Genomic DNA, 25899 nt, shown 5'->3' on the forward strand with positions numbered 1-25899 from the left:
GCGGCCTGCGCCCGGCGCCCGTGCCCCGCCCGCACGGGCACCCGGCGGCGCCCTTCATCCCCTCGCTGCATCCGTGACGGCCTGACGCCGTGCCGCGACCTCGGGCGCCGCCCCGTCGCGCCGGTGCCCGCGCCGTGCCCATGCGCGGGCGTTGCGCACGCACCCGGGCAAACGCCCGGACAAATGCGCCGCGGGCCAGGACATTTTTGTCCTGCCGTCGCCCCCCGCCTTCGCGGGGGCCGGCACGGCGGCGCGGGCCGGGCGGCGTCGGGACGAATCCGTCCACCCCGCCGCCGTTGCCGCTCCAGAAAGGCCTGCGGCGACAGGCACTTGCCGCTCTTCGTTGCGCTGGCACCGCTCTTGCGCTGTAGCGGCACCGCCAGCGAGGTGACTGGTATGCCTTCTGACCCGGACCTCATGACCCTCGTGCAATGCCTCAGCCGCTACCTGCGTGAGCACCCGGACGCCTGCGACACGCCCGACGGCATCGCGCGCTGGTGGATCGCCGCGGAGCTGCCGGCCGCGCCCGTGGCGCTGGTGGAGCAGGCCCTCGACGGGATGCAGGCCTGCGGCGCGGTGGAGTCCTCGCAGGCGGCCGACGGGCGGGTGCGCTTTCGCCGCGCCGGCGCGGCCGCCGGCATCGAGGCGCGGCTCGACGCGCTGGCCGCCGACCCGGGCCCGCTGCTGGAAGCGGCGGCGCGGCGGCCCGGCGGCAAGCGTGGAGGGATGCACTGATGGCCACCGTCTCCGCCATCCACGCGGTCGTCAGCGGCGTGGCGCAGGTGCTGTCGCGGGCCTACCAGCTGCGCCCCATCGCCGGCATCAGTAGCAAGTTCGAGCCGGTGGGGGTGTCGGACTTCAAGAAGCTCGACGGGCAGGACACCAAGGTCACGCTGATGCTTTACCGCGTCAGCCACAACGAGCACCTGCGCAACCGCCCGCCCGCGACGCTGCCCACGGGCCGCGCGGTGCCGCTGACGGTGAACCTGCACCTGCTCGCGACCGTGTGGGCCGACACTGCGCTCAAGGAGCAGAGCCTCGTGGCCTGGACGCTGCGCGAGCTGCACCAGCGCCCGGTGCTGGACCGCGGCAGCTTCGCCGACAGCGGCGGCTTCGGCCCCAACGACCTCGTCACGCTGTTCCCGGAGGAGCTCTCGCTCGATGACCTGAGCAAGCTGTGGCAGGTGCTGACGCCGCCGCTGCGCCCCTCGCTGGGCTACGTGGCGCGCAACGTGATGATCGACCTTGACAGCGCACCCGACGCCGAGCCGGTGGTGGCCACGCGCTTCTCGGTGGGCGACGCCACGGCCAGCGGGGAGGGCGGCCGGTGATCGAGCACGTGGAACGCCGCGTCTTTGGCGCCATCGAGTTCCTCGACGACGTGACCGGCGCGCGCGTGCTCGCGCCGCTGTCCGTCGCCGGCCCCGGCCTGCGCATCGTCCCCAACCATGGCGGGCTGTACGTGCTGCGCGCCTGGGCCGGCCACGACGACTACACCCGCGCCTTCGACGGCGCGCCCGCCGACCCGCCGCGCAGCGAGGTGGCGCTGAGCGTGCACGACCCGGCGCGGCGCTACCTGCCGCGCGCCTTCAGCCTGGCCTTGCCGCGGCGGCTGCCCACGCCCGGGCAACCCGTGCCCGATGCCGACAACGCGCTGCGGCCCGTGCCCGTGCGGCTCGCGCCCGCGCCCGCGCTGCCGCTGCGCGGCAGCTGGGCGGTGCTGCGGCTGCAGGTCGTCGCGGACGGCAGCACGCCGCCGCTGGGCCTGGCCAACGTGCTCGTGGAGGCCACGCCGGCGGTGGCGGGGCTGGCCGTGCAGCGCACGCTCACCGATACGCGCGGCGAAGCCCTCGTCGCAATCGCCGGCGTGCCGCCGCTGCTGCCCGATCCCGGCCCCTCCGGGCTGACGCGCGAGTTCGGCCTGGCGCTGCGGCTCGTGCTCGACCGCGCCGTGGTGCGCACCAGCGCCGAAGCCGCCGATTCCAACCTTCCGCTGGCCGACCCCGACCTGATCGCGCGGCGGCTCGCCGCCGCCGACCCCGCCGTGCGCGCCGTGGCCGCCGACGCGCCCCCGCATCTCTCCGCCGGGACGAGCCGGCGCTTCCAGGCGAGGGTGACATGGCCCTAGCCGCCGTCAACCCACAGGAGGTCCACCGTGCCTGAATACCTAGCACCAGGCGTCTACGTCGAGGAAGTCAGCTTCCGCTCGCGCTCCATCGAGGGCGTGAGCACCAGCACCTGCGCCTTCGCCGGACCCACGCGCAAGGGACCCAGCGGCCTCGCGCCGGAACTGCTCACCAGCTTCGCCGACTTCGAGCGCACCTACGGCGGCGTGGACGACCTGGCCTTCGACGGCACCACCAGCGCCGTGCACAACCGCAACTACGTCGCGCACGCGGCGCAGGCCTTCTTCAACAACGGCGGGGCGCGGCTGTACGTGTCGCGCGCCCTGGGCAGCGGTGCCCGGCCGGCCCGCGCCACCCAGGCGGTGGTGGCCGCCGCGGCGCCCGCGCCGGGCCCGGCTCCCGCACCGGCGCCCGGGCCCGCACCGGCTCCGGGCCCAGCACCGGCTCCCGGCCCCGCGCCCGCGCCGGCCCCCGCCGCCAGCCCGCGCGCGCGCTTCGAGGCGCGTTTCGCGGGCTCGCACTACAACCGCGCCGTCGTCACCGTGACGCAGGTCGCCACGCCCACGGGCCGCCAGGGCATGGACAACGCGCCCGACGGCAGCGTGGTGCGCGTGCACCGCAAGGACGCGGACGGCAGCCTCGTGGGCCTGTGGACCAAGGCCAACGGCGCCTGGTCGGCCGTGGCCAGCCCGGCGCCGCCCGCACCCGCCCCCGGACCGGCCCCGGCCCCCGCGCCGGAACCCGCCCCCGCACCGGAGCCCGCGCCCGCGCCCGAGCCCGCGCCCGCGCCCGCTCCTGGGCCTGCACCTGCGCCCGCGCCGACGCTCACGACCCTGCCGGACGATTTCGACGCCCGGAACTTCAGCGCCGTGCTGCTGAGCTTCGACGTGGCGGTGCAGACCGCCTCGGGCGAGCGCACGGTGTACGAGGGCCTGACGCTGGGCCGCGGTCAGCCGCAGTTCATCGGCACGCGGCTGGCGGCGCAGCCCGCGCGCCGCGCCGACGAGCTCACGCAGGGCATCGCGCTGGTGTTCAGCGGCGCGCCCGTCAGCGCCACCGAGCTGCTCGCCGGCCTGGGCGGCGGGCGGCCCGGCAGCGACGGCGCCGAGCCCGTGGCCACCTTCACCCTGGACGGCGGCAGCGACGGCGCCGCGCCGCAGTTCGGCGACTACGCCGACGCGCTGGCGCTGCTCGAAGGGCTGGACGACGTGTCCATCGTCGCCGCGCCGGGCTACTCGGCCTTCATCGACCTCAACAACGGCGTGACCAGCGGCGCCATCCAGCAGGCGTTGCTCACGCACGTGGCCGACCCGCGCCGCTACCGCATGGCCGTGCTCGACGCCCCGCCGGACTACACGCCCAACCAGATGCGCGACGCGCGCGGGCAGGTGGACTCCACCCGCGCGGCGCTGTACTACCCCTGGGTGGTGGTGGCCAACCCGCTGGCGGGCCCCAGCAGCAGCCAGCCCGCGGAGATCGCGCTGCCGCCTTCGGGCTTCGTGTGCGGCATCTACGCGCGCAACGACATCGAGCGCGGCGTGCACAAGGCCCCGGCCAACGAGGTGGTGCGCGGGGCGCTGCGCTTCGAGCCGCCGGTGAGCTTCGGCCAGCAGGAGCTGCTCAACCCGATCGGCGTGAACTGCCTGCGCGCGCTGTCCGGGCGCGGCCTGCGCGTGTGGGGCGCACGCACCATCTCCAGCGACCCGGAGTGGAAGTACGTCAACGTGCGCCGCTACTTCAACTACCTGGGCGCGAGCATCGACCGCGGCACGCAGTGGGCCGTGTTCGAGCCCAACGGCGAGCTGCTGTGGGCCAACGTGCGCGGGACCATCTCGGACTTCCTCTACACCGAGTGGCGCAACGGCGCGCTGCTGGGCACCAAGCCCGAGGAGGCGTTCTTCGTGCGCTGCGACCGCAGCACCATGACGCAGAACGACCTGGACAACGGCCGGCTCATCTGCCTGGTCGGCGTGGCGGTGGTCAAGCCCGCCGAGTTCGTGATCTTCCGCATCGGTCAGAAGACGGCCGACGCGAAGAACTGAAGGAGCGCTTCGCATGATCCAACGCGACACCCCCTACGGTGCCTTCAACTTCCTGGTGGACCTGGGCACCGGCGTCGTGGCCGGCTTCTCCGACGTGTCGGGGCTGGTCACGGAGATGACGGTGGCCGAGTACCGCAACGGCAACGACGCGGAGAACCACGTGCGCAAGATCCCGGGCGTGCACAAGGTCGGCGACGTCACGCTCAAGCGCGGCCTCATGGGCACGGCCGACCTGTTCGAGTGGATCAAGCAGACGCGCACCGAGGGCTACAAGGCCAAGCGCACCGTCGTGATCCACCTGCAGGACGAGGGCCGCAACGGCCCGGTGGCCACCTGGCGGCTGCAGGGCGCCGTGCCGCTGAAGTACACCGGCCCGACGCTGGCGGGCAAGGGCGGCGGCGACGTGGCCATGGAGGAGCTGGTGCTCTCCTGCGAGGGCTACGTCGTCGAGTGAGGCCGCCGGGCCGCCTGCCACCCCGAGCACCCCCATGGCCGATTCCCGCTTCCAGCCGCGCCCGCGCCTGGGCCTGAGCTTCGAGCCGGCGCCCGCGCCGGCCAGCCACCCGCTGCGCACCGACATCGCCTGCTTCGTGGGCACCGTGGCGCGGCGCCGCCGCGCCGCCGTGGCCGGGCTGCAGCCGATGCCCGCGGTCCTGGCGCGCTGGCTCGGTGCGCGGCAGGTGCGGGCCGTGGGCGGCGTGCCGGTGCAGCAGCTGCGCGTGAGCCTGGAATCGGGGCCGCGCTTCGTGGACAGCGTGCTTGCGGCGGCCGAGCCTGGGCCGGAGCACGCGGCGCTGGCCGAGTTCTTCCGCCAGGCCGTGGCGGCCGGCGCCGCGGCGCCGCGCTTTGCCGCGCTGCTGCGCGCCTGCCGCGAGCTCGCGCCCGTGCCCGAGGGCGTGCTCGAAGACCTGCGCCAGCGCGGCCTGTACCCGGGCCAGCTGCTGGCCGGCGACGAGCTGGGCGCCTGGTTGCGCATGCAGCGGCTGCTCAACCTGCCCGTGGCCGTGGACAGCTTCGACGCCTTCGACGCGCTCTTCGCCTGGGAGCGGCGCGGCGTGCGCGACCGCGTGGTGCGCGAGGGCGACCCGGTGGTCGTGACGGCGCTGGGCGCGGCGCTGCGCGCCTTCTTCGGCGAGGGCGGGCGCCGGGCCTGGGTGGTGCGCACGGGCGACCCGAGCGACCTGTTCGACTCGCGCGTCGGCCGCTTCGCCGCCTGCTTTCCCGAGCCCGCCACGGGCGGCACGGCCTACGACCGGGACGGCGACCGCTGCCCGCAGCTGCCCGGCATCGCCCGGCGCGAGCTGCAGGCCGAGGTGCAGGGCCTGCGCGAGCCGGGCCGGCCGGTGGCGTTGTCGGCCGCCGACTGGGTCGGGCTGGAGCACGTGTACGACCTGGGCGACGTGAGCTTCGCGCTGCTGCCCGACCTGGTGGACGCGGCCGCGCGCGCCGTGCCGGCCACGGTGCCGCCGGCTGAGGTGGTGGCCGCGCGGGAGGCCTTCGCCGAGTGCGTGGAGGAGGCCGCGCCGGACACGCTGCCCGTGGGCCGGCGCCTGCCGCCGCCGCGCCTGGACGCGGGCGGGCTGGCGCTGTGGCGCGAGCTGGTGCTGGCCGCGCTGGCGCTGCTGGACAACGCCGGGCGTGCCCACCACCGGCGCGACGTGCAGCTGCTGGCCTCGCTGCCGCTGCTGGGCGACGCGCGCGGGCTGCCGCCGGCGGGCAAGTGGCTGGCGTGGATGGCGCAGCCCGCCGGCTGGCTCGATGCGGGGGGTGCCCGCGCGCTGCTGAGCGACCGGCTGCAGCTGGCCTATCCCTGGGTCGTGAGCCGCGACAGCGCCGACTGCCCGGGCGGCTGCGAGGCGCCGGAGGGCACGCTCGCCGGCGTGCTGGCGCGCAACGCGCTGGAGCGCGGCGCCTGGCGCTCGGCCGCCGGGCGTGCCCTGCACCGCTGGCAGCGCAGCGAGCCGGCGCTGGCCTGGGCCCAGGCCACGCAGCAGTCGCTGTGGACGCCGCTGGGCGCGCTCACGCTGGGCGAGCGGGTGTGCCTGCTGGGGCCCTCGCCGCGCGGGCCGCGGCTGCTGTCGGACGTGGGCTGCGGCGCCGACCCGCGCACGCGCCAGGCCAGCGTGCGGCGCCTGCTCAACGTGGTGCTGCAGGCCGCGCGCGGCACCGGCGAGGAGCTGGCCTTCGAGCCCAGCGGCGAGGCGCTGTGGGCGCGCGTGCGCGAGCGCCTGGCCGACCTGATGCGCGTGCTGCTGGCCGGCGGCGCGCTGTCCACCGACGGCACGCCGTTCACCGTCCGTTGCGGGCGCGACACCATGACGGCCAACGACCTCGACGCCGGGCGCGTGATCGCGCACGTCGAGATCCTGCCGGCGCAGCCGATCCAGCGCATCGTCGTGGTGCTCAACCTGCGCGACGCGGGGCCGGCCTCGGCCTTCGCCAGCGCCGCCTGACGCGAGGACGCCGCCATGGCCGACACCGCAACCGACTTCGATCCCCCGCTGTTCGGCCTGCGCTTCGCGGTGGCCTTCACGCGCGAGCCCATCGCCGCGCGCGGCGGCGGCAGCGGCGCCGGCGGCGAGGAGCCGCTGTGCCGGGGCGCGTTCTCGGAGGTCACGGGGCTGGACGCGTCGATGGAGGCCAGGACCATCAAGGAAGGCGGCGCCAACTACGGCGCGCATCAGCGCGCGGGCCCGGTGAGCTTCGGCACCGTGGTGATGAAGCGCGGCATGACCGCCGAGCGCGACCTGTGGAACTGGTGGGGGCTGGTCGCCGGCGGCGGCACCAGCGACGGGCGGCAGCGGCCCAACGGCGCCTTCGCGTACCGGCTGACCGTGCGCATCACGCTGCTCGACCTGGACGGCACGCCGCGGCTGAAGTGGCGCCTGGAGCGGGCGCTGCCGGTGAAGTTCAAGACGGCGGACTTCAACGCGCGCGGGGCGGAGGTGGGCATCGAGGAGCTGCACCTCGTGCACGAGGGCCTTTTCATGGAAGCGGTGTGACGGCCATGCGCATTCCCGACGAACACAAGGCCAAGCTCTACAAGGTCAACCAGGCCAGCCCGGGCCAGGAGCCCAATGCCGACAGCCCCGACGCGGTGGTGGTGCAGTTCAACCCGACCAGCCTGTCGTACTCGGTGCAGAACACGCTGGAGAAGAAGGGCCGCGACGCCAACGCCAAGCAGTTCGTGGCGCAGACCACGGCCAAGCTGGAGTTCGACCTGAGCTTCGACAGCACGCACGACGGCAGCGACGTGCGCGGCGAGACCGACCGCATCAAGCAGTTCCTCAATCCCGGCGACAAGAAGGGCAACAAGGACCAGGCGCCGCCGCTGGTGGGCTTCCGCTGGGGCACCTTCCAGTTCAAGGGCATCGTCGAGTCGTTCAAGGAGAACCTGGAGTTCTTCTCCGCCGAGGGCGTGCCGCTGCGCTCCACGCTCAAGATCGGGCTGTCGGCGCAGGACCCCAAGGACGTCTTCGCCGCGCTGCCGCCGGGACACCCCGATGCCGACGCCGCCGCGGGCGCGGACGTGCGCCTGGCCGCGCTGAGCGAGCGGGGCACCAGCGGCACGGCGGCGCAGGGCGGCAATCCCGGCGCGGGCCGCGCGCTGGCCGCGTCCAACGGCTTCGAGAGCATGCGCAACCCCGGCGCGGGCTTCGCCGCCGTGGCCGGCGCGGGGGTCGAGCTCAAGGCGGCGGCGAGCTTTTCGGCCGGCGTGTCGGCGAGCGCGGGCGTGGGCGCCGGCTTCGGCGTCGGTACCGGAATGGACCTGGGCGCAGGCGTGTCGGCCGGCGCCGGGTTGGGCGGGGGCCTGGGCGGCAGCCTGGGTGCCGGCGCAACGGCCGGTGCCACCAGCCTGCAGGCCTTTGCCGGCCTGGGCGCGAGCCGCACGCCCACGGCGGTGCGGCTGGATGCCGCGAAGCTGATGCCGCCGCCGCGCGCGCCGTCGGTGGCGGTGGGCAGCGAGTTCGCGCTGGGCGGCAAGGCCGTGGGCGCGGGCTCCGCGGGCATGAAGGCCGACGTGGGCGTAGGCGCCCGCATCAAGTTCGACTGACACGCGAGGAGGCACGCCATGCCGGTGGAGATCCAGGAGCTTGAAGTCCGCGCGCAGGCGGAGCCGCCACCCCCGCCGCCAAGCGGCGCCGCGGAGTCGGCCGCCGCGGCCGCGGACATCGACGAGCACGCACTGCGCGCCGCGCTGCGGCGCGAGGCGTGGCGCCAGGAACGGCTGCTGGCCGACTGAAGCACCGGGAGCGCTGCACCGTGGGCGAGATGAACCTGTCCCCGCTGGCCTACTACTCGGCGCGGCCGACGCTGCGCATCGACGGCCAGGACCACGACATGGCCGCCACGCTGCTGCAGTCGCTGGTCATGCGCGAGCAGGAGGGCGGCCTGTCCTCGCTGGAGCTGGCCTTCGTCAACTTCGGCGCCCGCGACGGCGGCGAGGTGGGCCTGGCCTTCGAGGACGAGCGCGTGCTGCGGCTCGGGTCGTCGCTGAAGGCGTACGCGGGGGAGGCGGCGGCGCCCACCGAGATCTTCGCCGGCGTGGTCAGCGCGCTGGAATTCGCCTTCGACAGCGAGGGTCCGCCGCGCCTGCTGGTGCAGGCCGAGGACGCGGCGCAGAAGGCGCGCATGGCGCGGCGCATCGCGGTGTACGAGCAGAAGTCGGTGGCCGACATCGTGCGCGAGCTGGCCGCGCGCATGGGCCTCACGCCCGTCGTCACCGGCCTGGACGCGGCCTCCGCGCTGGAGGTGCAGGCCGACGAGAGCGACCTGGCCTTCCTGCGCCGGCTGCTGCGCCGCCACGGCGCGGACCTGCAGGTCGTGGGCAGCGAGCTGCAGGTGGCCGCGCGCCGCGACGTGCAGCGCAACCAGCTCACGCTGCGCCTGCACGGCCAGCTGCACAAGCTGCGCGTGGTGGCCGACCTGGCGCACCAGGTCACGCAGGTGCAGGTCAGCGGCTTCGACCCGGCGCAGGGCGCGGCCGTGCAGGGCAGCGCCGGCGGCGCGGCGCCCGGGCCGGGCCGCGGGCGCACGGGCCCGGAGCTGCTGCGGCAGGCCTTCGGCGAGCGCGTGCAGCACAGCGCGCACCGCCTGGCGCTGAGTCAGGCCGAGGCCGACGCGCTGGCGCAGGCCGAGTTCGAGCAGCGCGCCCGCCGCTTCGTGACGGTCGAGGGCGTGTGCGAAGGCAACCCCGCGCTGCGCGTGGGCACGCACCTGACGCTGGCGGAGGTGTCGCCGCGCTTCGACAACACCTACTACGTCACCGCCTGCACCCACCGCTACGACATGAGGCGGGGCTACGAGACCGAGTTCCAGGCCGAGGGTGCGCACCTCGGCGACGCGGCGTGAGCCGGGATGGAAAGACGCCCATGAAACGAGACCTCGACTTCGCCGTTCCCGCCCACGCGCTGGCGCAGCCCTGGCTGGGCCGCGTGGTGGACGTGGCCGACCCGCAGAACCTGGCCCGCGTCAAGGTGGAGCTCTACGCCATGGACACCCCGGCCGACACCGCGCTGTGGGCGCGCGTGGCCAGCCCGTTTGCCGGCGACGGGCGCGGCGGCTTCTTCATCCCGCAGCCCGGCGACGAGGTGCTGGTGCTGTTCGTGGGCGGCGACGCGCGCCATCCCGTCGTGGTGGGCGGGCTGTGGAACGGCGCGGCCGCGCCGCCGGAGACGATCGGCGCCCAGGTGGACCGCTGGTCGATCACGGGCAAGGCCGGCACGCGCATCGCCATCGTCGAGCAGAGCGCAGCCACCGCGGCCATCGAGTGCAGCACGCCGGGCGGCGTCAAGCTCAGGCTCAGCGACGAGGGCGGCGGCAAGGTCCGGGTCGAGTGCGCGGGCAACACCGTGACCATCGACCCGCAGGGCGTGGCCGTCGAGGCCGCGGTCAAGGTCAGGGTGCAGGCCGCGCAGGTCGAGGTCAGCGCCGCCATGGTCAAGGTGGACGCGGCCATGAGCCAGTTCTCCGGCGTGGTCAAGTGCGACACGCTCATCAGCAACACGGTGGTGTCCACCGCCTACACGCCCGGCGCGGGCAACATCTGGTGAGGCCGGCCGTGGCAGCGCTCCCGCTTCCCACGTCGCCTGCCGCCGCGGCCCGCCCGCTGGCCGTGCGCGGGCCCCGCGCGCCGGGTGACGGCACGCCGCACCCGGTGCACCTGTGCGGCCTGCGCCGCGGCACGCGCGCACCAGCGGTGCCGCCGCTGCTGGTCGAGCGCCGCGACCAGGACTTCGTCCAGGGCCTGCTCGACGACCTGGCCGACCCGGCGCAGCACGCGGCGCTGGCGCAGCCGGCGCGCCAGGACGGCACGCCCCGGCTGTTCCCGCCGCTGCAGCGCGTCTTCAACCTGCTGGTGCTCGAAGCCTTCTGCGACACGCCGGGGCAGCCGCGGCTGGACCCGGCCAAGATCGACAGCAGCGGCTTCGTGCTGCGCCGCGTGGACGGCGCGCGCCACCTGGCCTGGCTCAAGGCCGGCTCCAAAGTGTTCGGCTGGGAGGCCGTGGACGAGGACATGGACCCGGCGCAGGAGCGTCGCGCTCGCGCGGTGTCGCTGGGCCATCCGCTGCTCGATGCGCTCGCACCCAGCCAGCGGCGCGTGCGCACCGCCGGCTCGGCGCGGCTGGCGGCGTCGAACGCGGCGGTGAGCGAGGACGTGCAGCCGCTGTTCGTGGCGCCGCCCCAGGTGTGCGCCGGCGCCGGGCGCACGCTGCTGTTCGGCAGCCTGCGCGTGGTGTCCTCGGAGCTGACCGAGGCACCGTCCGCGCCGCCGGCCTTCGGCACCGACGCGGACGAGCGCGCGGCGCTGCGCGCCGACATGGTCAGCTACCTGCTCGAAGGCGGCGCGCGCAGCTTCCCCGTGCCGGGCCTGCGCACGGTCTCCACCGAGCAGGTGCGCCAGGCGGCGCAGACGCCGGCCGACGCGGCGCAGCAGGGCGCGCTGCGCCGCGCCGAGTACGACGCGCTGGAGCGCACGCTCGGGCTGTTGCTGCTGCAACTCAACAACCAGTACGACGCCTTCGGCGCGGGCAGCGGTGCCGTGGCGCTGCAGCGGGCGCTGGCGGCGCTGCAGGTCGAGGAGGACGTGCCCGCCGCCGCCGGCCAGCCCGCGCGGGTGGAGCGCCGCGGCGCGCTGGACTTCCTGCGCGAGGCGAAAGCCGTGTTCATCGACGGCACGCCGGGCGCGAGCGTGCGCATTCCCAACCGCTGGGGCGCGGTGGACGGCGCCACGGCCGCGTCGATCTTCGAGGCGTCCCTGCAGTGCATGCAGCAGCAGTTCGCGCGGCTGCAGCCGGCCTCCGGGCGCTTCGACAAGGGCCGCAACGGCAGCGAGCCGCGGTACGTGGTGCGCGCCTTCGTGCGCCTGAAGCCCGAGCACGAGGGCTGCCCGGGGCGGCTGCTGTGGTCGCCCTACAGCGAGGCGTTCACGATCGCGCCCTGGTTCGAGAGCGCGGGCGCGCCGGTGCCGGTGATCCCGCTGCCCGACCTGATGGACCGCGCGCAGCTGCGGCGCGTCAAGCCTACGGTGGCCTTCGCGCTGCCGCCGAAGCTGGCCCACCTGCTGCGCCAGGACGCCAAGGCGCTGCGCGACGGCGACGGCAAGGACGGCGGCGGCAGCGGCCTGGGCCTCGGCTGGATCTGCTCCTTCTCGCTGCCGATCATCACCCTGTGCGCCTTCATCGTCCTGAACATCTTCCTGACGCTGTTCAACCTGATCTTCTGGTGGCTGCCCTTCCTGAAGATCTGCATCCCCATCCCGAAGGCGAAGGAGTGACGCCATGGCCGGCCCCGTGAACCCCTTCGCCGAGCCCATAGGCTGGCCGCTGCTGCCCGTGCCCGATGCCCAGGGCCGGCTGCAGTACCCGGACCTGGCGCGCAGCGTGCGCGAGATGATCCAGGTGCTGCTGTCCACGCGGCCGGGCGAGCAGCTCATGCGGCCAGGCTTCGGCGCCGGGCTGGAGAACCTGCTGACCGAGCCCAACACGGTGGCCACGCGCGCGCGCATCAAGGAGCTGGTCGAGGACGCACTCAAGCAATGGGAGCCGCGCATCGTGGTGGACGGCGTCGCGGTGGACCCCGTCGCCGACCCGGCCAGCGGCGTGGCCGATGGCGTGCGGGTGGAGATCGCCTACCGGCTCAAGCGCACCGGCACGCCCGCGCGGGTGGGGCTCACCCTGGTGATGGAGTCGCGCCATGCCCATTAGGCCGCCCGCCCTCGACGACCGCAGCTTCGACGACCTCGTCGCCGAGCTGCTGGCGCGCATCCCGGCGCACACGCCGGAGTGGACGCACCCGCGCCCGGGCGATCCGGGGCGCACGCTCATCGAGCTGTTCGCGTGGCTGGGCGACACCATCCTGTACCGCGCCAACCTCATCCCCGAGCGCCAGCGCCTGGCCTACCTGCGGCTGCTGGGCATGCCGCTGAAGCCGGCGCAGGCCGCGCGCGGCCTGGTGTGCCTGCAGGTCAAGGCGGAGCGGCAGGCCGTGGCGGTGCAGATGCCGCCGGGCTCGGCCATCGACAAGCCCGTGCCCTTCAGCACGCTGGGCTTCTGCACCGCCTACCCGGTGACGGGGCGGGCTTACCTGCGCCGCCGGCTCACGCCCGACGAGCAGGCCGACTTCGACGCGCTGCTGCCCGACCTGCAGGCCGTGTACCGCGCCACCGAGGGGCGGCCGCAGGGCTACGTCACGACCGAGGTGTTCGCGCCGGGGCAGGACCTGGCCACGGGCGTGGACGTGCTGCAGTCCAGCGTGGACGGCGCGCTGTGGATCGCGCTGCTGGCGCCCTCGGCCAAGCTGTTGCCCGACGCGCGCCAGGCGCTGGCGGCCGATGCGCAGGGCACGCCGCGCGCGCTCAACGTGGGCCTGGCGCTGGCCCTGGACGTGGCGGCCGGCAGCGAGGCCCTCACCGCGCGCACGCCGCTGCCGCTGGCGTGGGAGCTGAGCACCGGCAGCGACGCCGCGACGCCCGACGTGCCGGACATGGTGGCGCTGGACGTGCTGGAGGACGGCAGCGCCGGGCTCACGCGGTCGGGCGTGGTGCGGCTGGCACTGCCGGGCATCGAGCGCATCGGTGCGCCCGTCAACGACCCGCGCCGCAACCTGCGCGCCGGCGTGGGCGACGCGCCGCCGCGGCTGGAAAGCGACGAGGACGCGGCACGGCTCGTCACCTGGCTGCGCCTGCGGCTGCAGCCCGGCGCCGCCGTGGACAGCCTGCGCCTGGCCTGGGCCGGCCTCAATGCCGTGGCCGTGGAGCAGCGCCAGGCGCTGCCCGGGCGGGCCATCGGCGTGTCCGACGGCGGCTCGGACCAGGTCATGGACCTGGCCGTGGGCGCGCTGGGCAGCGCCGACCCCGCCACGCTGCAGCTGCTGGTGCACGACCCCGTCACCGGCAGCGCGCCCTGGTCGCCGGTGGACGACCTGGGTCGCTGCGGGCCGCTGGACCACGTGTACCAGCTCGATGCCGAGGCCGGCACCGTGCGCTTCGGCGACGGCGTGCACGGCCGCGTGCCCAGCACCGGCAGCCGCGTGGTGGCCACGGGGCTGCGCGTGGGCGGCGGCGCGGCGGGCAACCTGGCCGCGGGCACGCTGTCGCGCCTGGACGCCGTGATCGACCTGGCCAGCGGCGCCCGGCGCAAGCCGGAGGTCGCCATCGACGTGTGGCAGCCGCTGGCGCTGCGGGGCGGCGCCGACACCGAGACGCTGGACGCGGCCGAGCGCCGCATCCCGGCGTACTTCCAGCACCGCGACCGCGCCGTCACGGCGGCCGACTACCGCGCGCTGGCGCGCGAGGCACCGGGCGCGCAGGTGGCGCGCGTGGAGGTGCTGCCGCGCTTCAAGCCGCACGAGCGCGCCGCGGCGGTGCCCGGCGCGGTGTCGGTGATGGCGCTGCCCGCGCGCGACACGCAGGACTGGGCCGCGCCGCTGCCGCGCGCGGACCGGCCGCTGCTGGAGGCCGTGCACGGCTTCCTCAACGAGCGGCGCCCGCTGGCCACCGAGCTGTACGTGATGGGCTGCGAGTACCGCGAGATCGGCGTGTCGGTGGCGGTGCTGGTGCGCGAGGGCCATGCGCGCGAGCAGGTGCTGTCCGACGTGCGCCTGGCATTGCGCCGCCACCTCTGGCCGCTGCCCATCGGGCTGGACGGGGCCGACGGCCCCTGGCCTGCCAGCGCCGGCAGCGACGGCGGCTACCCGCTTGGGCGGGCGCTGACGGACCGGGAGCTGGAGGTGGTGGTGGCACGCGTGGCCGGCGTGGCCGGCGTGTCGCCACTGCGGCTGTTCGAGAAGCGCGACGGCGCCTTCGCGGCGCTGGCCGACGACAACCGCGGCGTGACGACGCTGGCGCTCGAAGCCTGGCAGCTGCCCGAGCTCACGGCCGTGCTCGTGGTCGAGGGCGCGGTGGCGCCGGGCTCGATGGACGACCCCTTCGCCGGCGCCGGCGGGCAGGGCGGCAGCGACGGGCAGGGCGGCGGCGGGGCCGCGCTGTACCTGCCGGTGGTGCCGGAGTTCTGCTGATGGACGTCAACGGCCTGCGCTGCTTCGGCCTCTCCTGGGGCGGCGGGGGCCTGCAGGCCTGGCGCGTGCCCGTGCCCGGCGGCGTGCCGCAGGCCACCGTGGAGGCCGCGCCGCAGCACCGGGTGGCGGGCGTGCGGCTGGCCAGCCGGGCGTCCGCCGCGCCGACACTGCAGGAGGACGCGGCCGGCGCGGACGCGGTGGCGCTGCCGCCGTCGATGGCGGTGGATGCCTTCGGCAACCACGTGCAGTGGGACGGCACGGCGCTGGTGAGCAGCTCGCACCTGGCGGCGGCGCACGGGCTGGCGCCGCGCGCCTTCAGCCTGCCCGTGCCGGCGCGGCCGGTGTCGGACCTGGCCGTGGGCGACGACGACGTGCTCTACGTCGCCGGCGGCGGCATGCTGTGGCTGATCGACCTGCGCGGGCGCTTCGAGCTGGCGCAGGTGCAGCCGCCCGCAGGCTTCGTGCCGCAGCGCCTGGCCGCGGCGCCGGGCGGGGGCGTGTGGGTGCTGGACACGGCGCAGGGCGCGATCGCGCGGCTGCGCGGCCTGCCGCTGTTCACCAGCCCGGTGTTCGTGGGCCGCGATGCCGGCGCGCGCTTCCACGCAGCCGACCCCAACCCGCAGCCGCCGGCCTGGCAGGCGTGGCCGCAACGCGTGCCCGCCACCGAGCGCGCGGTGGCGCTGGCCGCGGGACGCCAGGGCCTGCCGCTGGTGCTGAGCCTGCTGCGCCCGGCCGGCGGGGCGCGCGTGCGCGCGCTGCTCGACGGCGGGCGGCTGTCGCTGCCGCTGTCGCTGGCCGGCCCGAAGCTGCCCCACACGTTGGGCTGGCTCGACGCCGAGCGCATCGCCGTGGCCACGCGCGGCCACCTGCAGGGCAGCGGCGGCGAGCGGCGCGACCCGGGCGTGTGGACCTACGCGCTGCCCGCGGCGCTGCTGGAGCGGCTGGCCGCCGCCAGCGCCCAGGACCCGCCGCGGCTGCCGCCGGAGCTGGAGGCGCCGCTGCCGCCCCAGGGCGACTTCTACCCGCTGGCCGGCTGGAGCGGCGGCCCCTTCGCGGCCGGCCGGCCCGGCGAGCGGCTGCACTATCCGCGCGAGGCGGACGGATCGACCGTGCCGGCACGGGTGGCGCGCGTGTCGGTGGCGGCGCGCGCGCGGCGCGGGCTGGTGGTCAACGCGGCGCAGGACCGCTCCGCGGAGGCGCGCAGCCGCGCCGCGCTGGGCCGCCTCGACACCCGGCAGCCCGGCACGGTGTGGCACCGCCTGGCCGTCGAGGCGGTGGTGCCGCCGGGCTGCGCGCTGCTGGTGTGGCTGGCGGCCAACGACACCGACGCCCCCGAGTTCGACCCAGCCTATTCCGAGCGGCGCGCGCTGTGGTTCCCGCACCTCGTGGGCGAGCCCGCGGCGCTGCCGGCCGAGGTGCGCGCGGCGCTGCCGCCCGACCTGCCGCGCGCGGCCTGGAGCAAGGAGCCGACGGAGGTGGCCTTCGGCCAGGGCCTGCTGTGCTGCCCGGGCGGCGCGGCGCAGGCCGGCCGGGCCGGGCTGTTCACGGTGCTGATCCAGCGTGCCGGCACCACCGTGCGCGCGCTGCAGGGCGCGCGGCTGTGGGTGGCGGCCGAGCTGTTCGGCGACGGGCGCGCCACGCCGGAGCTGGTGGCGCTGCGCGCCTGGGCCGGGCGCGTCTCGTACCGTGACCGCTACCTGCCCGCGCTCTACCACGAGCGCGTCTTCGGCGAGGACGCCGAGCGCCCGGGCCCGGCCACGGGGGCGGATTTCCTGGACCGCTTCCTGCACCTGTTCGAAGGCCTGTTCACCGACATCGAGGGCCGCATCGCCGCCGCCGCACTGGCCAGCGACGCCATGGCCTGCCCGGCCGAGACGCTGCCCTGGCTGGCCTCGTGGGTGGGGCTGGCGCTGCAGCCGGGGCTGCCGGCCGAGCGCGCGCGCTGGATGCTGGCCAATGCCGGCCGGCTCGCGCGCCGGCACGGCACGCTGGCCGGGCTGCAGCTGGCGCTGGACATCGCCACCGACGGCGCCGTCACGCGCGGGCGCATCGTGGTGGTGGAGGACTTCAGGCTGCGCCGCACGCTATCCACGATCCTGGGTGCCCGGCTGGAGGACACCACCGATCCGCTGACCACCGGGCTGACGCGCTCGGCCAACTCCGTGGTCGGGGACGCGCTGTTCCTGGGCGATGCCCGGGCCCTGCGCGACGGCGAGCTCAAGACCTTCCTGGCGCTGTTCCGCAGCATCGACGCCGACACGCCGGCCGCGCGCGCGCAGCTGCGCTCGGACCGCGCCGCGGCGCAGCGCTCGCTCTACGACGACCTGGCGCACCGCGTCACGGTGCTGGTGCACGAGAGCCTGGATGCCGACGAGCTGGGCCGGGTGCGGCAGCTCGCCGAAGCGGGCGCGCCGGCGCACGTGCTGGTGCGCGTGGTCGCCGCCGCATACCCGTTCATGGCCGGCGTGGCCGCGCTGGTGGGGGCCGACACGTACCTGCGCGCGGCGCCGGCGCCGCGGCCGGTGCGCGCCGGGCCGGGCCCGGAAACCTCGGCCCTGGGCGGCGTGGACACGCTGCGCGGCGAGGCCTCGCTCGACGCGCATGCCGGCGCCTTCGACGGCGTGCTGGCGCCGCACGTGCCGCATGCGCCGCCGGTGGCGCGCGTCGCGGTGCAGGGCCTGGCCGACGGCCTGCACGCCGGCATCGGGCAGCCGTTCCGCCTCGACGGCAGCGCGTCCAGCGCCGACGCGGGCCTGCGCATCGAGAGCTACGACTGGACGCACCTGCCCCCGGAGTGAAGCCCGGACTCCAGCCCAGACACCCGCAACCCCAGCCCCCGAAAGGAGACCGCCATGGCCAAGTTCGTTCCCGGCGTCGATGAACGCGTCAAGTCCGACGAGCCGCTGCTCGACGTCGCCGTCGATGCCAATGCCCTGCTCAAGCCCGGCAAGCACGTGTTCCAGCTCGTCGTCACCGACGACTCGGGCAACGAGTCGGACGTTGCGAGCGTGACCATCATCGTGCAGGACACCGAGCGGCCCACGGCCGTGGTGGACCTCATCGACGAGCGCGGCGAGCGCCGTCCGGAGCCGGAGCAGACGGTGCCTTTCGGCAAGGGCTTCCGCCTCAGCGGCGAGCGCTCCGTGGACACCGGCGGCGGCACGGTCAGGGTCTGGACCTGGACGCTGCTGCGCGGCTGAGCGCGCGCCGGTGCCGCCATGGAAACGCTGAAGCTCTCCGCTCCCCTGACCACGCGCGAGCCCGTGGTGCTGCTCGACCCGCGCCTGCCGCCCGGGCGCTACCGGGTGGAGCTGGTCGTGGCGTCGGCAACCGGGCGCAGCGAGGTCGCGGTGCTGTTCATCAACGTCAAGGAGTAAGCATGGGAGCCGCCAACAACGGCGTGGCCACGCAGCAGGTGGACGACCTCGTCGCCGAGAGCCTGGCCGTGCGCGGCGTGCCGGAGCGCGTCCACTACGCCACCGGCGTGCTGCTGGACGCGCAGGATTTCGCCGCCGAGCAGCTCTACACCCGCGCGCGCCAGGGCCGCGCGCTGGCGGCGCTGCACGGCTTCGGCACGGTGGCGGGGCTGCGCGTGAGCTGCCCGGCCCACGACAACCCGGAGATCGAGGTGCGGGTGCTGCCGGGCGTGGCGCTGGACCGGCTGGGCCGGCTCGTGGAGGTGCGGCGCACGCAGTGCATCCACGTCGCGCGCTGGCTCGCCGAGCGCGCCGCGCAGGCCGCCACCGCCGCCGAGCGCGTGGCCGTGACCGACGCGGTGCGCGAGGACGTGCCCGGCGAGAAGCGGCTGGTGTTCGACGTGTTCCTGCGCTTCGCGCCCTGCGCGCACGGGCGCACGCCGGCCTTCGCGGCGGGCCCCTTCAACGCCACCGACTACGTCGTGCCGGCGCGGCTGGCCGACGGCTTCGAGCTCACGCTGCAGCTCGCGCACGCCACGGGCGAGAGCGAGTCGGCGCCCAAGGGCACGCTGGCCGTGCCGCGGCCGCGGCCGCCGCGGCTGGAGGCCCTGCGCCGGGAGGTGGAGCAGCTCGCCGACCCGGCCGAGCACGCCGCGGCCTGGCGGCTGTGGGCCCAGGAGAGCGTGCTCGATGCCTGGCCCGCCGCCTCGGTGGAGGACCCCGGGCGGCTGCCGTTGCTGGCCGAGCACGCCGCCGTAGCCGACTGGGACAAGGTGCTGCTGGCGCGCGTGTCGGTGCCGGTGCGGCAGGACAGCCCCACGGGCTTCCCGACGCTGGACGAGGCCGCCATTGCCGCCATCGCCGCGCGCACCAGGCCCGCGCCCGGCGAGGTGCCGGAGTGGCAGCGCCTGGCCGACCAGGACCCGCGCGAGCTGGCCGACAACGGGCTGCGGCCCATCGTCTTCAACCCCCACGCCTGGCGCGGCGCGCCCTGAGCGCGGCGCACCTACAGGAGCGACGCATGCCCATTTCCGACAGCGAGATCACCATCCGCGACGCGCAGGACGACGTGCGGCTGCAGGCCCAGCTGGCCGCGGGCGCGCTGCTGGTGGACCCGGGCCGGCGCCGGCCCTTCTACTTCGACGGCCGCTTCCTCACGGCCGACGACCTGACGGCGGACCAGGACTACATCCGCGCCCGGCAGTCCGGCCTGGCGCAGGCGCTGGGCGCGGGCGTGATCCGCGGGCTGCGCGTGGGGCTGGGCACGCAGGCCGCGTCCAACAGCCCCACGCTGGTGATCGAGCCGGGCATCGGCATCACGCCTTCGGGCGACCTGGTGCAGGTCGGCACGGCGCAGACCCTGTCGCTCGGGGCGCTGCCGCAGGCGGCACAGCTCGATGCGCAGCTGGGCGTGAAGCTGCTGCCCGCGGCCGGCTCGGCCAACCGCAGCGGGCTGTTCGTGCTGGCGCTGCGGCCCGTGGAGTTCAGCAGCACCCCGACCGCGGCCTACCCCACCTCGCTGGACGGGCAGCGCACGGTGCGCGACGGCGACATCGTCGAGGCCACCGCCGTCACGCTCATCCCCTACCCGGACCGCGCCGGCGTGGAGGACGCCAACGCCCGGCGCTCGCGCGTGGCGCGCGAGATCTTCTTCGACGCGCAGCGCCCGGGCGTGCTGCAGGACGCGCTGCCGCTGGCCATGCTGTGCCTCGACGGCGGCGCGCTGCGCTGGCTGGACGTGCACATGGTGCGGCGCGAGGTAGGTGCGGAATCGACGCTGTCGGCCGGGCTGGCGCCGCGCCCGCGCGCGCTGCTGGAGGCCTGGCTCCAGCAGCACCAGGCGCAGCTAGACGACGTGGACACGGCGACGCTGCAGGCCGGCTTCGCCGCGGCGCGCCAGTTCGAGGTGCTGCCGCCGGTGGGGCCGATGCCCGCGTCCACGCTGCGCTTCGAGACGCAGCTCGGGGCGCTGACGCTGCTGCAGTCGTACTTCCCGCCGCTGGTGGACTGCGAGTTCGCCTTCGTGCCCAGCGACGAGCTGGCGGCGCTGGTGCAGGAGTCGCTGGCGCTGCCGCCCATCGACCTGCGCGCCGCCGACGCGGAGCTGGACCACCTGTCGATCCTGGTCGTCGCGCCGGTGACGCGCCAGGAGCTGGAAGCGCTCAAGCGCTCGCTGCTGAGCGTGCGCCGGCCGCTGCGCTCGGCCTCGGCAGCACTCGTCGCCAAGCGCTCGCCGCTGGAGTCGCTGCTGCGGCTGTCGCAGCCGGACTCGCTGGCGCGGCCGCAGGTGATGGACGCGGCCCCGGACGCGCTGGCCCAGGCCTGGCAGCGCGCCATCGAGGCCGTGCGCACGCGCCTGGCAGCCAACCAGGGCGGGCGCGCCACCTTCTGGTACCTGCGCAAGCGGCACCTGCCCTACACCGCCGAGATCAGCAGCGCCACGCTGCGCCTGGCCGGCAACGCGCGGGCGCTGGACCAGGAGGTGGCCGCGCGGGTGGCGGCCGACGGGCTGGCCGAGCGCTTCGGCGGCCTGGTCGCGGCCATGCCCACGCTGGCCCGCGCCGAAGCCGTGAACCTGCTGGCCGCGCCGCGGCTGGCACTGTCGCCGACGGCCACGAACCAGGTGCTGGCCACCTCGGACCTGCTGCGGCGCAGCGTCTTCGCCGCGCTGGCCCGGCGCGCCGACGCGCGCGGCGAGGAGGGCGTGGCCCACGAGGACGTGCTGGAGGTGGCGCGCGAGTTCGGCGACCCGCGCCTGGGCGAGGGCTTCGACGCCGCGGCGCAGGCGGCCGAGCCCGAGGTCCGCAAGGACCTGCAGGCACCCGAGGCGGTGCAGGCCGTGGCCGACAGCGGCGTCGCGCCGCAGATCGACCGGGCGCTGCGCGAGCTGCCGACCACGCAGCACGCGGCCTTCGCGCTGCGGCTGCGCGACGCCGCCCTGGACCCCGACGCCGCGGCCAGGCTGCGCGAGCTCGCGGGCCTGAAGCCGGAGCAATGACATGAAGATCCTGCGCGGCATCGACCACCCCTTCGCCGGCGAGCAGGTGCTGGCCTGCGTGCCCGCGCCCGGGCCCTACGCGCGCGCGGGCGCGGGCGAGCCGGCGCTGCGCAAGCGGCTCAACTTCTTCCCGCAGCGCTCGCTCACGCACACGGCGCTCACCGAGGAGCAGCGCAGCCGCATCGACGCGGTGATGCGCCTGGCGCAGGCCGTGTCGCCCGGCGTGGTGAGCGGGCTGGAGCTGTCCATCGAGGGCTCGCGGCTGGTGGTGCTGCCCGGGCACGCGGTGGCGCCGGACGGCGCGGACCTGGAACTGGCCTATCCGCTGCACATCGCCTTCGACGCCATCAGCGTGATCTCGCCGCGCGTGGACGCCGCGCTCGACGCGCTGCACGGCGCCGACCCGGCCTGGGCGCGCGCAGCCGGCCTGCGCCGCCAGGCCTCGCTGGCCCAGGTGCTGTCGGAGCTGAGCGGCGCGGCCGTCCTGCCGCACGCGATGGTGCTGGTGGCGGTGCCGCGCACCATCGCGCTGGACCGCAGCGCCGCGGCGGACTCGCCCTGTCCCAACGCCACCGACGGCGGCGCCACCAGCCGCGCAGCATGGGAGGACGGCTTCCAGCTGGCCTGGGTGCCCTGGCCCGAGGACCGGGCGCTGCCGCCCTGGAGCAGCGACGGCAGCAGCGTCGATGCGCGCTTTCGCAACCGGTTGGCCTACGCGGTGTTCAACGCCGAGCGCCAGCGGCTGTCCATCGAGCCGCCGGGCTCGATGCGCGCCTGGCTGGAGCGCGCGGGCCTGTCGCAGGCCGGGCTCGACGCGCTGGCGCAGCAGGCGGCGCAGCGCGCGGCGCTGGGCCAGCCCTGGCCCTGGGAGTCGCTGGGGGTGCCGCTGTCGATCGTCGCGTTCGACGGTGCCTTCAAGCCGGTGTTCGCCGACCGCGGCACGGTGGTGCGCCAGGGCGGCGGGCGGCGCAACCGCAGCGCGCTGGTGCCCTCGGCCGGCGACGACGTGCTGTGGCAGGCGCGCGTGGCGCAGTGGCTGGAGCACCTGGCGGAGCTGCCGCCCGCGCAGCGCCAGGCGCACGCGCTGCAGCAGCAGTTCGACTGGCTGCCGCCGGCGGGGGTGCTGCCGCTGTCGGTGGCGGACTTCCGGGCCGCGCGCCAGGGCTTCTTCCCGCCGCACTTCGACGTGCAGGCGCAGCCCGTGCCGCTGGACATGGTGGACGCGCTCATCAAGGAGTCCGCGCCGCTGCTGCCCTTCAACCTGTCGCTGCGCGACCAGGTGCAGCTGCTGGTGCCGGTGCCCGCGAGCCATTACGACCCGGAGCTGCTGCAGCTCGATCCGGCCGTCAACCCGCTGTTCGACCTGGAGATCGCGCGGCTGACGCGCGAGCGGCTGCGGCTGCTGACGCGGCGCGACGCGCTGCGCCGGCGTTTCGACGTGCTGACCCGGGCCGTCGCCGGGTCGTGGCCGCGTTATGCCATCGACGACCCCAACGCGCTGCCGGACGAGGCCGGCGGGCTGGCGGCCCAGGGTTTCGCCCGCATCCACCGCTCCCGCGCGCCGGCCGGCGGCAGCGAGGAACACGGCTTCAGCGGCGCGCAGGCCAGGCTGGCGTTCCAGGCCTCGGACGAGTTCTTCGTGTACGTGCGCCTGGACACCCCGGTGCGGGCCATCGCGGTGCGGCTGGCCGGCAGCGGCGAGCCGCCGGACGCCGCCGTGCCGGAGCGCGCCTTCGCGTGGGGCGATCTGCCGGGCCAGGCGCAGGGCCAGCGCATCGGCGCGCTGCCGCCCGTGGGCACGTGGACGCGGCTGTCGCTGCCGATGTCGCTGGCCGGCCTGGCCGGCTCGCGCATCGACGCCCTGACCTTCGCCGTGCTGGCCGGCCGGGAGCCGGCGCAGGTGAGCTGGGGCCACGCCGGCAGGGCCGGCAGCGGCAGCGAGTGCTACTGGGTCGGCGACGCGCTGCCGCCCGGGGCCCGTCCCGGCTCGGCCGCGGGCTGGGAGTGGGTGGAGCAGGGCGACGCGGCCGATGCCGCCGAAGACCTGGGGCTGGGCCTGCCCATCGTGGCGCCGGCCCAGGGCGACGCCGCGCAGCCGCCGGACGCGCACGCGCGCCGCGTCGGCGAGCTCGACGCGCTGCGCGACAACTGGCGCAACTTCCGCAACGGCGTGCTCATGGGCGAGCTGGGCGAGCCCGCGGGCGGGCGCACCGCCACCACGCCGCCGCGCACCGTGGACGGCGGCCTGGACGAGCTGATCCAGCGGCTCGACGGCCGCATCCGCGCCGCCAACGACCACGTGGACTTCGGCTTCCTGCGCGCGCGCGTCGACCTCTTCCGGGTGCGCCAGAGCGTGCTGGGCACCGACGACGCGGGCCGTTTCCTGACCTCGCCGGCCGCCGCCGAGCTGGTGCGGCGCAACGAGAACCCGGTGGCCACGGAGAAGGAATTCGCCGAGTACTTCCAGCGGCTGAACCAGAAGGCGGCGCCCTCGCCCTATCCCCCGTCGCCCGCGCCGGCGCCCGCGTCCGCGCCCAGCGCCACGCCGGCGCCGAACATGCGCGCCGCCGTGCCGCAGGCCGAGGCCGCCGCGCCGGCGCCCCTGTTCATGGCGGACCGGCTGGCAGCCACCACCTCGCCGCAGGCGTCGGCGCGCCTGGCGCTGTCGGCGCAAGGCGGCGCGCTGTTCGGCAGCACCGTGCCCGCCTCGGCGCTCACGCCCGTGGCCGCAGCGGCGGCGGTTTCCGTGTCGCGGGGCCTGACTGGGGAGGTGGCCATGGCGGGCGCGCTGGAGCGCATCGACCTGGCCGGCCCGCGCGTGGGAGGCGGCATCAGCGGCGCGGTCCTGGGCGAGACGGTGCGGGCCCAGCCCCTGGTGAAGGTGGCCACGGTCAAGCCGGTGCGGCTGAGCGCGGAGGTGCCGCCGGCGGTGAAGGACGTGGTGGGCGCGAGCCTCGTGGGCGCCACCTACAACACCGTCACCGTCGCCGAGCGCTTCTCGCTGCCGGCCTCGGTGGTGACGAGCAACGTGGCCGCCACCGGCAAGGACAACTTCGTGCGCGGCGGCCTGGCCGGGCTGAAGGCCGCGGGGCTGGCGGTGGACGACCTGCCGGTGTACGGCTACCAGAAGGGATCGGGCAGCGACGCCCGCAAGGACCTGACCGCCGCGGAGCTGCTGGCGCAGGACGGCGTGAGCGACACCGACAACGTGGTGGACAACAACGGCGACCAGCACGAGTCGGTGTATTTCCGCCGCAGCGTCGATGCCATCGACAACGCCATCCGCTTCCTGCGCGGCATGGAGCTGCGGGCCGAGGACTACCGGCGGCTGCAGGCCGACGCCAAGTCCGCGCGCGAACGCATCACGGCGGCGACCACGCGGCTGCAGGCGCTGCTGGGCGAGCTGGCGCTGCGGCTGGCCGAGGTGCGCCACGACCTGTCGGTGGCGCGCTCGCTGCGCGAGGAGGAGGCGGCGCGGCTGGCGGCGCTGGTGGCGCGGCGCCGCGCCGTCCTGGAGGAACAGGTGCCCTTCCTGGTGTTCCGGCGCCCGCGCTTCACGCTCACGGCCGAGGACGTGCCGCGCCTGGAGGCGCAGCCCGCCGACGTGGCCGACCCCGTGCCGCGCTGCCGGGGCGACGCGCACGACGCCCCGGCGGAGCTGCTGGCGATGGTGGACACGCTGCGCGACGTGCCCGTGCGCTGGCTGCTGCCGATCGTGCGGGCCTTCCCGCTGCTGGACCGGGTGGCGGACCTGGACCGCGTCATCGTCCAGGCGCAGCAGCGGGTGCTCGGCGGCGGCGCCCGGGCGCAGGCCGCCGCGGCGCTGGTGGTGTCCGAAGGGGCCGGCACCGCCACCGGCACGCTGCTGGGCGCCACCTTCGCGCGCCACCTGCAGCGCCTGGCCGACGCCGACGACGCTGCCGCGGTGCGGATGGCGCGCTTCGACGCCGCGTCGTGGCGCCAGGCGATCGAGCCGGCGCAGCACATCGTCAGCATCCGCGACCTGCTGCAGGCGGGCATGCAGCGGCGCGAGCTGGGCCTGGCCGCCGCCGGGCTGCTGGACGACGTGGCCGGCGTGGCGGCGTGCATGCACGCGGCCTTCTGCACCGTGCCGCCGGCCACGCGGCTGCGCTGGGCCGAGCTGTTCTCGCAACTCGACCCGGCCGTGTCGCTGCGCCAGCTCACGGTGCTGCCCGGCTTCGGGCGCGAGAGCCTGGGCGTGGACTACATCGCCTGGCGCCAGATGCAGCGCATGGTGGACTGGCTGTTCACGCAGGTCAGCGACGACGACGCCGCGCAGCAGGCCGTCAACGACCTGGTGCGCGTGTGCCTGCTGCTGTCCGCGCATGCGCCGGTCCGGCGCATCCTGAGCGCGCGCATCCGGCGTCCCGTGCCAGCCGTGGTGAACACGCGGCTGGACATCGCCATCGACCCGCGCGTCACGCGCATCGGCATGCAGGTGCTGGTGCACGAGCCGCGCACGCAGACGCTGCTGGCGCGCGCGGTGGTGGAGGACCTGGCCGAGGGCGTAGCCACCGCGCGCATCACCCACGCGCCGGCCGGCGCGGCGGTGACGCTGGACGCGAGCCTGAGCGTGCAGGTGCAGGCCGGCCCGCCGCTGACCACGGCGGCGGTGCAGCGGGCGGAAGCCGCGGCGGTGAAGGCCGACGTGCTGCCGGCAGCCGCCCGGGAGCCGGCAGCCAAAGGCGCCACCCCGGTCGCGCAGGCCGCGCCGCGTGCCGAGAAGCAGCTGCAGGCGCTGCGCCAGGGCGCGGCACGCGCGGCGAGGATGCGCTGAG

20 protein-coding genes are annotated in these 25899 nt (G+C 76.0%); all 20 read left to right on the plus strand.

Going from position 1 to position 25899, the window contains the following annotated elements:
• Positions 1-396: 396 nt before the first annotated feature.
• The 20 genes from FJ694_RS25755 to FJ694_RS25850 are packed head-to-tail and all read left to right on the plus strand — an operon-like array spanning position 397 to position 25898.
• The gene (locus FJ694_RS25755; protein WP_157269835.1) at positions 397-735 is read left to right on the plus strand and encodes a hypothetical protein; all 339 of its coding nucleotides are present in this window, start codon (positions 397-399) and stop codon (positions 733-735) included.
• Positions 735-1331 carry a Pvc16 family protein gene (locus tag FJ694_RS25760; protein ID WP_157269836.1) on the plus strand — a complete coding sequence of 199 codons (597 nt, stop codon included), beginning with the start codon at positions 735-737 and terminating at the stop codon, positions 1329-1331. Before FJ694_RS25755 ends, FJ694_RS25760 begins: the two co-directional genes overlap by 1 nt.
• Positions 1328-2128, plus strand: a complete 801-nt coding sequence (locus FJ694_RS25765; protein ID WP_157269837.1) for a hypothetical protein — start codon at positions 1328-1330, stop codon at positions 2126-2128. The genes FJ694_RS25760 and FJ694_RS25765 overlap by 4 nt, the downstream gene beginning before the upstream one ends.
• A 27-nt stretch (positions 2129-2155) precedes the next feature.
• Positions 2156-4168: a phage tail sheath family protein gene (locus FJ694_RS37335; protein ID WP_157270188.1), complete on the plus strand. Its 2013-nt coding sequence runs from the start codon at positions 2156-2158 to the stop codon at positions 4166-4168.
• A 13-nt stretch (positions 4169-4181) separates the two neighbouring features.
• The gene (locus tag FJ694_RS25775) at positions 4182-4622 is read left to right on the plus strand and encodes a phage tail protein (protein WP_157270190.1); all 441 of its coding nucleotides are present in this window, start codon (positions 4182-4184) and stop codon (positions 4620-4622) included.
• Between the two features lie 34 nt (positions 4623-4656).
• The gene (locus FJ694_RS25780) at positions 4657-6621 is read left to right on the plus strand and encodes a hypothetical protein (RefSeq protein WP_157270192.1); all 1965 of its coding nucleotides are present in this window, start codon (positions 4657-4659) and stop codon (positions 6619-6621) included.
• A gap of 15 nt (positions 6622-6636) precedes the next feature.
• The gene (locus FJ694_RS25785; protein WP_157270194.1) at positions 6637-7170 is read left to right on the plus strand and encodes a phage tail protein; all 534 of its coding nucleotides are present in this window, start codon (positions 6637-6639) and stop codon (positions 7168-7170) included.
• A 5-nt stretch (positions 7171-7175) separates the two neighbouring features.
• Positions 7176-8222 (plus strand): CIS tube protein, encoded by a 1047-nt coding sequence (locus FJ694_RS25790; protein ID WP_157270196.1) that lies wholly within the window; start codon positions 7176-7178, stop codon positions 8220-8222.
• 18 nt (positions 8223-8240) lie between these two features.
• Entirely contained in the window at positions 8241-8411 is a 171-nt protein-coding gene (locus FJ694_RS25795) for a hypothetical protein (RefSeq protein WP_157270198.1), read from the plus strand.
• Positions 8412-8440: 29 nt separating this feature from the next.
• Positions 8441-9520 (plus strand): phage late control D family protein, encoded by a 1080-nt coding sequence (locus FJ694_RS25800; protein ID WP_157270248.1) that lies wholly within the window; start codon positions 8441-8443, stop codon positions 9518-9520.
• 20 nt (positions 9521-9540) lie between these two features.
• Complete coding sequence (locus FJ694_RS25805) at positions 9541-10221, plus strand: phage baseplate assembly protein V (RefSeq protein WP_157270200.1); 681 nt, start codon at positions 9541-9543, stop codon at positions 10219-10221.
• 8 nt (positions 10222-10229) lie between these two features.
• Positions 10230-11945 carry a hypothetical protein gene (locus FJ694_RS25810; protein WP_157270202.1) on the plus strand — a complete coding sequence of 572 codons (1716 nt, stop codon included), beginning with the start codon at positions 10230-10232 and terminating at the stop codon, positions 11943-11945.
• Between the two features lie 4 nt (positions 11946-11949).
• The gene (locus FJ694_RS25815; RefSeq protein ID WP_157270204.1) at positions 11950-12375 is read left to right on the plus strand and encodes a GPW/gp25 family protein; all 426 of its coding nucleotides are present in this window, start codon (positions 11950-11952) and stop codon (positions 12373-12375) included.
• Complete coding sequence (locus FJ694_RS25820) at positions 12365-14686, plus strand: putative baseplate assembly protein (RefSeq protein ID WP_157270206.1); 2322 nt, start codon at positions 12365-12367, stop codon at positions 14684-14686. The genes FJ694_RS25815 and FJ694_RS25820 overlap by 11 nt, the downstream gene beginning before the upstream one ends.
• The gene (locus tag FJ694_RS25825; protein WP_157270208.1) at positions 14686-17484 is read left to right on the plus strand and encodes a phage tail protein; all 2799 of its coding nucleotides are present in this window, start codon (positions 14686-14688) and stop codon (positions 17482-17484) included. Before FJ694_RS25820 ends, FJ694_RS25825 begins: the two co-directional genes overlap by 1 nt.
• A 54-nt stretch (positions 17485-17538) precedes the next feature.
• Positions 17539-17886, plus strand: coding sequence for a hypothetical protein (locus tag FJ694_RS25830; protein WP_157270210.1), 348 nt, complete (start codon positions 17539-17541; stop codon positions 17884-17886).
• Positions 17887-17904: 18 nt separating this feature from the next.
• Positions 17905-18063, plus strand: coding sequence for a hypothetical protein (locus FJ694_RS25835; protein WP_157270212.1), 159 nt, complete (start codon positions 17905-17907; stop codon positions 18061-18063).
• 2 nt (positions 18064-18065) lie between these two features.
• A complete protein-coding gene (locus FJ694_RS25840; RefSeq protein ID WP_157270214.1) occupies positions 18066-19097 on the plus strand; it encodes a hypothetical protein in 1032 nt (343 codons plus the stop codon).
• 26 nt (positions 19098-19123) lie between these two features.
• Positions 19124-21100, plus strand: coding sequence for a hypothetical protein (locus FJ694_RS25845; RefSeq protein WP_157270216.1), 1977 nt, complete (start codon positions 19124-19126; stop codon positions 21098-21100).
• Position 21101: 1 nt separating this feature from the next.
• Positions 21102-25898 (plus strand): hypothetical protein, encoded by a 4797-nt coding sequence (locus FJ694_RS25850; RefSeq protein WP_157270218.1) that lies wholly within the window; start codon positions 21102-21104, stop codon positions 25896-25898.
• The last annotated feature ends 1 nt before the right edge of the window (position 25899 follow it).

The sequence above is a fragment of the Azohydromonas aeria genome, assembly GCF_009760915.1.
Lineage (GTDB): Bacteria > Pseudomonadota > Gammaproteobacteria > Burkholderiales > Burkholderiaceae_C > Azohydromonas > Azohydromonas aeria.